Source organism: Phenylobacterium sp. (assembly GCF_030697925.1).
Lineage (GTDB): Bacteria > Pseudomonadota > Alphaproteobacteria > Caulobacterales > Caulobacteraceae > Phenylobacterium.
In genome coordinates this window covers 1-5578 of record NZ_JAUYOJ010000105.1, presented here as the reverse complement: position 1 = coordinate 5578, position 5578 = coordinate 1, and the positions used below count along the sequence as shown (strand labels likewise).

Here is a 5578-nt window from a genome sequence, read left to right as displayed (position 1 = left end):
GATCAGGTCGAGCTGCGCGCCCGAGAAGTCCACTGTCGTGTGCAGGGCGCCCCCGACCTGCCGCAGACGCAGCGGAAAATTGCCGATCCAGTCGCCATGATATTCGGGCTTCGCGTTCAGGTTCCGGTAGCCGAAGGCGTCGGTGCACTGGGTGTTGTCGACCCGATCGGCGCGCACCGGGTCACAGAGCACGAACGGCGAGCCCATCTTGAACGAGCCGAAGAAGCTCAGGGGCCCGGTTTCCGAGCGCGACCGCTCGCCTTCCAGCTTGAGGTTGAACCGGAGGTAGGAGGTCGGGCTGTAGGCCGCCTGGACGCGCAGCGCCGTGGCGTGCTGCTCGCCGATCCGCCGTGATCCCGGGGTTCCGTCGGCGAGCAGGTTGCTGCGCCAGTAGCCCTCTGCCTGCTGCACGGTCTTGCCGCTGACGCGGAAGGCGAGGTCGTCGCTGACCGGCAGGTCCACGGCGCCCGTGAGCTCGAAGCGGTCATAGTTTGCGTAACCCGTCTCCACATAGCCGCCGAACTCGCTCCCCGGCCGGGCCGACAGGATGTTGATGGCCCCGGCGATGGAGTTGCGGCCGTAGAGCGTGCCCTGCGGCCCGCGAAGCACTTCCACCCGTTCGAGATCGAACAGGCTCAGCCCCATCAGCGCCAGCGAGCTCAGCGGGACCTCGTCAACATAGACGCCGGCGGCCGGACTCACCGTGGTGCTGAAGTCGTCGATGCCGACACCGCGGATCGTCACCACCACGTTGGCGCCGGGGCTATTCGACTTGATATCGACATTGGGGGTGTAACCGGCCAGTTCGCCGACGCCCTCCACCCGCGTCGACCGCAGCTGTTCGCTGGAGATCGCCGTGACCGACGCCCCCACGTTACTCAGCAACTCGGACCGCTTCAGGGCCGTGACGATGACCTCGCCGACTTCGGTGTCGGCCGGCTCCGCCTGAGCTGCCCCGGCAAGGAGCATCGCGACGGGGAGAGCCGCGGCGCATCCCGTCAACAACGCACGCCGACGGCGCGCTCCGTACCCAAACTCCCGACACTGACTGTTCCCCACCTTCATGTCCTCCCTAGCGGCATCCGTCTTGTTCCCACCGGAGCGGCGGCGCGGTGCGCTTGCTTTCTGCGGCGACGCCGCGAGGAACGTTTGGAACATTTCGGTTGATTTGCCAACCGTAATGTTTTCTTAGTGGCCCGAGGCGGCCGAAACGGTTGGCGAAAGTCGACACGGGGTCGGCTCGCCAGGACGGGTGGAGGAGACGAAGATGAGCGCACCAAGAACTCGATACGATTTCCTGGCTGTGGAGATGGCCGCGTGACGCCGCACGGAACGAAAGAGGGGCAGAGCATGGCCCGTGGCGGTCCGCGCCTCCCGGTGCTGCGACTGGAGGAGCTCGATGAGGTGACGCGCGCTGAACTTGCGCCGCGGGTCGCATCGAGCCCCACGGCGAACATCCTGCTCACCCTGGCGCGCCATCCGCAGCTGATGCGCAGCTGGACCCCCTTCGTCGGCTATATCTTCGCCGAGACCCACCTCGAGCCGACGGAGGTCGAACTCATCATCCTGCGCACGACCTGGCTCTGCCGGGCCGAGTACGAATTCAGCCATCATGCGGTCATCGCCCAGCGGCGCGGTCTGGCCGCCGAAGATATCGACCGCTGTGTCCAGGGCGCCGAGGCGGCGGGCTGGTCGGTCAGGCAACGCGCCCTGCTGCGCGCCGTGGAGGCGCTGCTCGCCGAGGATAACATCGGCGACCCGCTGTGGGCCGAACTCGCCGGCCACTACGACATGCGCCAGCTGATGGACATCGTGTTCGTCTGCGGCGGTTATCGACTGGCGGCGATGACGCTCAACGCGCTGCGGGTCGGCCTGGAGCCGTCGACGCCTTCGCATTCCGCCTTCGCCAGCGGGGTGGCGGCATGAGGGCCCACGGCTATGCGGCGACCTCGGCGGGCGCGGCCCTCACACCCTTGGCCTACGACCTCCCGCGCCTGGAGCCGCACGAGGTGCGCATTGCGGTCAGCCATTGCGGCATCTGCTACAGCGACATCGACCTGATCGACAACGCCTTCAAGCGCACCCCCTTCCCGATCGTCCCCGGCCACGAGATCGTCGGCCACGTCGCCGAGCGGGGCTCGGCGGTGAAGCACCTGCAGGTCGGCCAGCGCGTGGGGGTCGGGCCGCAGCGCTCGGCCTGCCTGCAGTGCGCCTGCTGCGAAACCGGGCACGAGCAGCTGTGCGTTGACGGCTCGGCCACGGCGGGCGGCGGCGCGCCCGGCGGCTTCGCCGACACGGTGCAGCTTGATGCGGCCTTCGCCTTCGCCCTTCCCGACGCGCTGGCGTCCGCCATGACCGCGCCGCTCATGTGCGCCGGCCTGACCATGTACAACGCCCTGCGCAAGCACACCTCGGCGGGCATGCGGGTAGGCATGCTGGGGGTTGGCGGACTGGGTCACGTGGGCCTGCAGTTCGCCGCCAAGATGGGGCACGAGGTCACGGCTTTCACCCTGGCGCCGAGCCTTGAGGACATGGCCCTGGTGCAGCGGCTTGGCGCCCGGTCGGTGGTGGACAGCTCCGACCCCGAAGCGCTGGCCGCGCTTAGGAGTTCGCTCGACGTGATCATCTCCACCGTGCACGGCAAGGTCGACTTCAACCCCTTCATCTCGGCGCTACGGCCGAACGGAAAACTCTGCCTGGTCGGCAACAGCCCGGGCCAGATCAGCGTGCTCGGGCGGCTGGTGCTGGGCCAGCGCGCCGTCGTGGGCGTCGCGTCGGGCGGACGTCACGACGCCAACCAGATGCTCGCCTTCGCCGCGCAGCACGACATCGCCGCGGTGGGCGAGACCTTGCCGATGAGCGCGGTGAACAAGGCGCTCACCCTGGTCCGGGCGCAGGACGTGCGCTTCCGGATGGTCCTTGAAAACGAGGGCGCATGATGCCGCCTCCCCTCTTCAGCCGAGCCGCCACCCACCGCGACGACCTCGCGATCTCCGAGGACGGGGGCGCGACGATCACCTGGGGGGACCTGGAGGCGCACATCGCCGGCGTCGCCTCGGCCCTCCTGGCGCGATCGGAACGGCCGCTGAAGGTGGGGCTGCTCTCCGCGAACCGTATCGAATACTGGGAGGTCCTTTGGGCCGCGATCCGCGCGGGGGCGACCATCGTACCGGTCAACTGGCGGCTGGCGGTCTCTGAGGCCGCCTACATCCTGCAGGACGCCGAAATCGACCTGCTGTTCGTCGACGAGGTCTACGAGACCCTCGCCCGGGCGGCCGCGCCGGATCTGCCGCTGGTGGTGTTGGGGCGCGACTTCGAGGCGCTGCGCTCGACCGGGGCTGGCGATCTGCCGGCAGGACCGGCCGGCCGGCTGATGCTCTATTCGTCGGGCACCTCCGGCAGGCCAAAGGGTGTGCTCCATCCTGCAGCGCCATCCGCCGAGGCCTTCATCGCCGCCCTCGCCGGCCAGGCCCAGGCCTTCGATTTCCCGCCGGAGGGCGCGCACCTGGTCACCGGGCCACTCTACCACGCCGCGCCCTTGTCCTTCGCCGCTTCGGCGCTGGCAGCAGGCGAGAGTCTCCACCTCATGCGGCACTTCGACGAGGCCAGCTTCCTGCAGCTGGTCAGCGAGCGGGCCATCGCGACCAGCCACATCGTGCCGATCATGATGGTGCGGCTGATGCGTCTGCCGGCCGAGGCGCGTGCGCGTTCCGACCTGAGTGCGCTGAGGTCCGTCGTCCACGGCGCTGCGCCCTGCCCGCCCGCCGTCAAGCAAGCCTTCATCGAATGGGTCGGCCCGATCGTGCACGAATACTATGGCGCCACCGATGCGCCGGCATCGCTGCATGTGACCTCGCAGGAATGGCTGGCCAGGCCCGGGACCGTGGGACGCCCGGCCCCCGGCGTCGCCCTGGCGATCCTCGACGACGAGGGGGCGCCGGTGGCGGCCGGCGAGATCGGAACGGTCTATCTGGGCGGCGGGTCCTCCGCGCCAGAGTACCACGGCGATCCGCAAAAGACGGCGGCTTCGCGTCGACCCGACGGCCTGGTGACGGTCGGAGACATGGGGTACGTCGACGCCGACGGCTACCTGTTCCTCGTCGACCGCAAGATCGACCTCATCGTCTCGGGCGGCGTGAACATCTACCCGGCCGAGGTCGAGGCCTGCCTCTCTGAACACCCCAGAGTGACCGACTGCTGCGTCCTCGGCGTTCCGGACGACGAATGGGGCGAGCAGGTCAAGGCGCTGGTGATCTGTTCGGACCCGGACCTGACCCAGGACGCCTTGATCGCCTGGTGCCGGGAGCGGATCGCTCACTTCAAGGCGCCGCGAACCGTGGAATTCCGGTCGGACCTGCCGCGCAATGCCGCCGGCAAGCTCATGAAGAAAGACCTGCGCGCGCCCTACTGGGCGGGCCGGGACCGCCAGATTTGACCGGGTCGGAGCGCAGCATGTCCTTTGGTTTCGCAGGCAAGACCGCCCTCGTGACCGGAGCGTCGTCGGGGATCGGCGAGGCGTTCGCCCGGGCGCTCGCCAGCCGTGGCGCGAACCTCGTCCTGGTGGCGCGTTCGGAAGCCGCACTATCGGCACTCGCCGTCGAATTGCGCGCCAAGCATCGTGTTCGTATCGATGTCGTCGCGATGGATCTTGCAAAGGCCGGCGCAGCCGAACGCCTTCACGCCAGGACCACGGAAGCCGGCATAGGCGTCGATCTTCTGATCAACAACGCCGGCTTCGGCAAGTGGGGCGGGTTCCTCGAGTTCGAGCGCGTAACATATGCCGATATGCTGGCCCTAAACGTCCAGGCGCCGGTCGAGCTTTGCCACCTCTACCTGCCAGACATGCTGGGCAGGGATGGCTGCGGGGTCATCAACGTCGCGTCCACGGCGGCCTTCATTCCCGTGCCATGGGCGAGCGTCTATTCGGCGTCCAAGTCGTTCGTCCTCTACTTCACCGAGGCGCTGCACGGCGAGTACGCAGAGCGTGGCGTCCGGATCCTCGCCCTGTGTCCTGGCGGCACGAAATCCAACTTCGCGGCAGTGGCGAGCGATGCTGGTTCTCCCCTGGTTGGCGCCGGTCAGGCGCCGGACGAGGTCGCCGACGCCGCTCTCGAAGCCTTGAGCCGCAACAGATCGCACCTGGCGCCCGGTAGAGGCAACAAAGTGACGCCGCTGCTCGCCCGTCTGTTGCCGCGCGCCACCGTACTCCGGCTATCCGGGCGTGCGTGGCGGCGGATGATCGGACATGCCGAAGCTCAAAACGCCTAACTGGGCCGCCCTCGCCGCTGCCCGGCTCTCCACATGAAGCGGTCTGTGAGCGGTTCGACCCGGCTCCTCGCCATCGAACTGGAAACGACCCACAGGGTTGCCGCGACCGGCAGCTTTAGCGGCGCCGCGCGGGTCCTGGGCGTCCGGCTCAGCCAAAGGCTGGGTGCTGGAGAGCAGATGGGGTGGATGGCTCCCGCTCACGGCATCTGAGCGCCAGGCTTGTGGAAGTTGTCGAAACCACCACGAGCGAAGGGAGCCACCCAGATGGAGATTACAACGATCGGCCTGGACCTGGCCAAGAGCGTTTTCC

Annotated in this window: 5 protein-coding genes; 4 read left to right on the top strand and 1 reads right to left on the bottom strand. The window is 68.3% G+C overall.

Annotation, left to right across the window (positions count from 1 at the left end; translation table 11 throughout):
• The coding region (locus tag Q8Q88_RS10045) for a TonB-dependent receptor (protein WP_305675054.1) at positions 1 to 969 on the bottom strand (969 nt) is incomplete at its 3' end.
• Positions 970 to 1317: 348 nt separating this feature from the next.
• Here Q8Q88_RS10045 and Q8Q88_RS10040 point away from each other — a divergent pair.
• The 4 genes from Q8Q88_RS10040 to Q8Q88_RS10025 are packed head-to-tail and all read left to right on the top strand — an operon-like array spanning position 1318 to position 5268.
• A complete protein-coding gene (locus Q8Q88_RS10040; protein WP_305675053.1) occupies positions 1318 to 1926 on the top strand; it encodes a carboxymuconolactone decarboxylase family protein in 609 nt (202 codons plus the stop codon).
• On the top strand, positions 1923 to 2939 hold the full coding sequence (locus tag Q8Q88_RS10035; protein ID WP_305675052.1) for an NAD(P)-dependent alcohol dehydrogenase: 1017 nt from the start codon (positions 1923 to 1925) through the stop codon (positions 2937 to 2939). Before Q8Q88_RS10040 ends, Q8Q88_RS10035 begins: the two co-directional genes overlap by 4 nt.
• On the top strand, positions 2939 to 4435 hold the full coding sequence (locus tag Q8Q88_RS10030) for an AMP-binding protein (protein WP_305675051.1): 1497 nt from the start codon (positions 2939 to 2941) through the stop codon (positions 4433 to 4435). The genes Q8Q88_RS10035 and Q8Q88_RS10030 overlap by 1 nt, the downstream gene beginning before the upstream one ends.
• A gap of 17 nt (positions 4436 to 4452) precedes the next feature.
• Complete coding sequence (locus Q8Q88_RS10025; RefSeq protein ID WP_305675050.1) at positions 4453 to 5268, top strand: SDR family oxidoreductase; 816 nt, start codon at positions 4453 to 4455, stop codon at positions 5266 to 5268.
• The last annotated feature ends 310 nt before the right edge of the window (positions 5269 to 5578 follow it).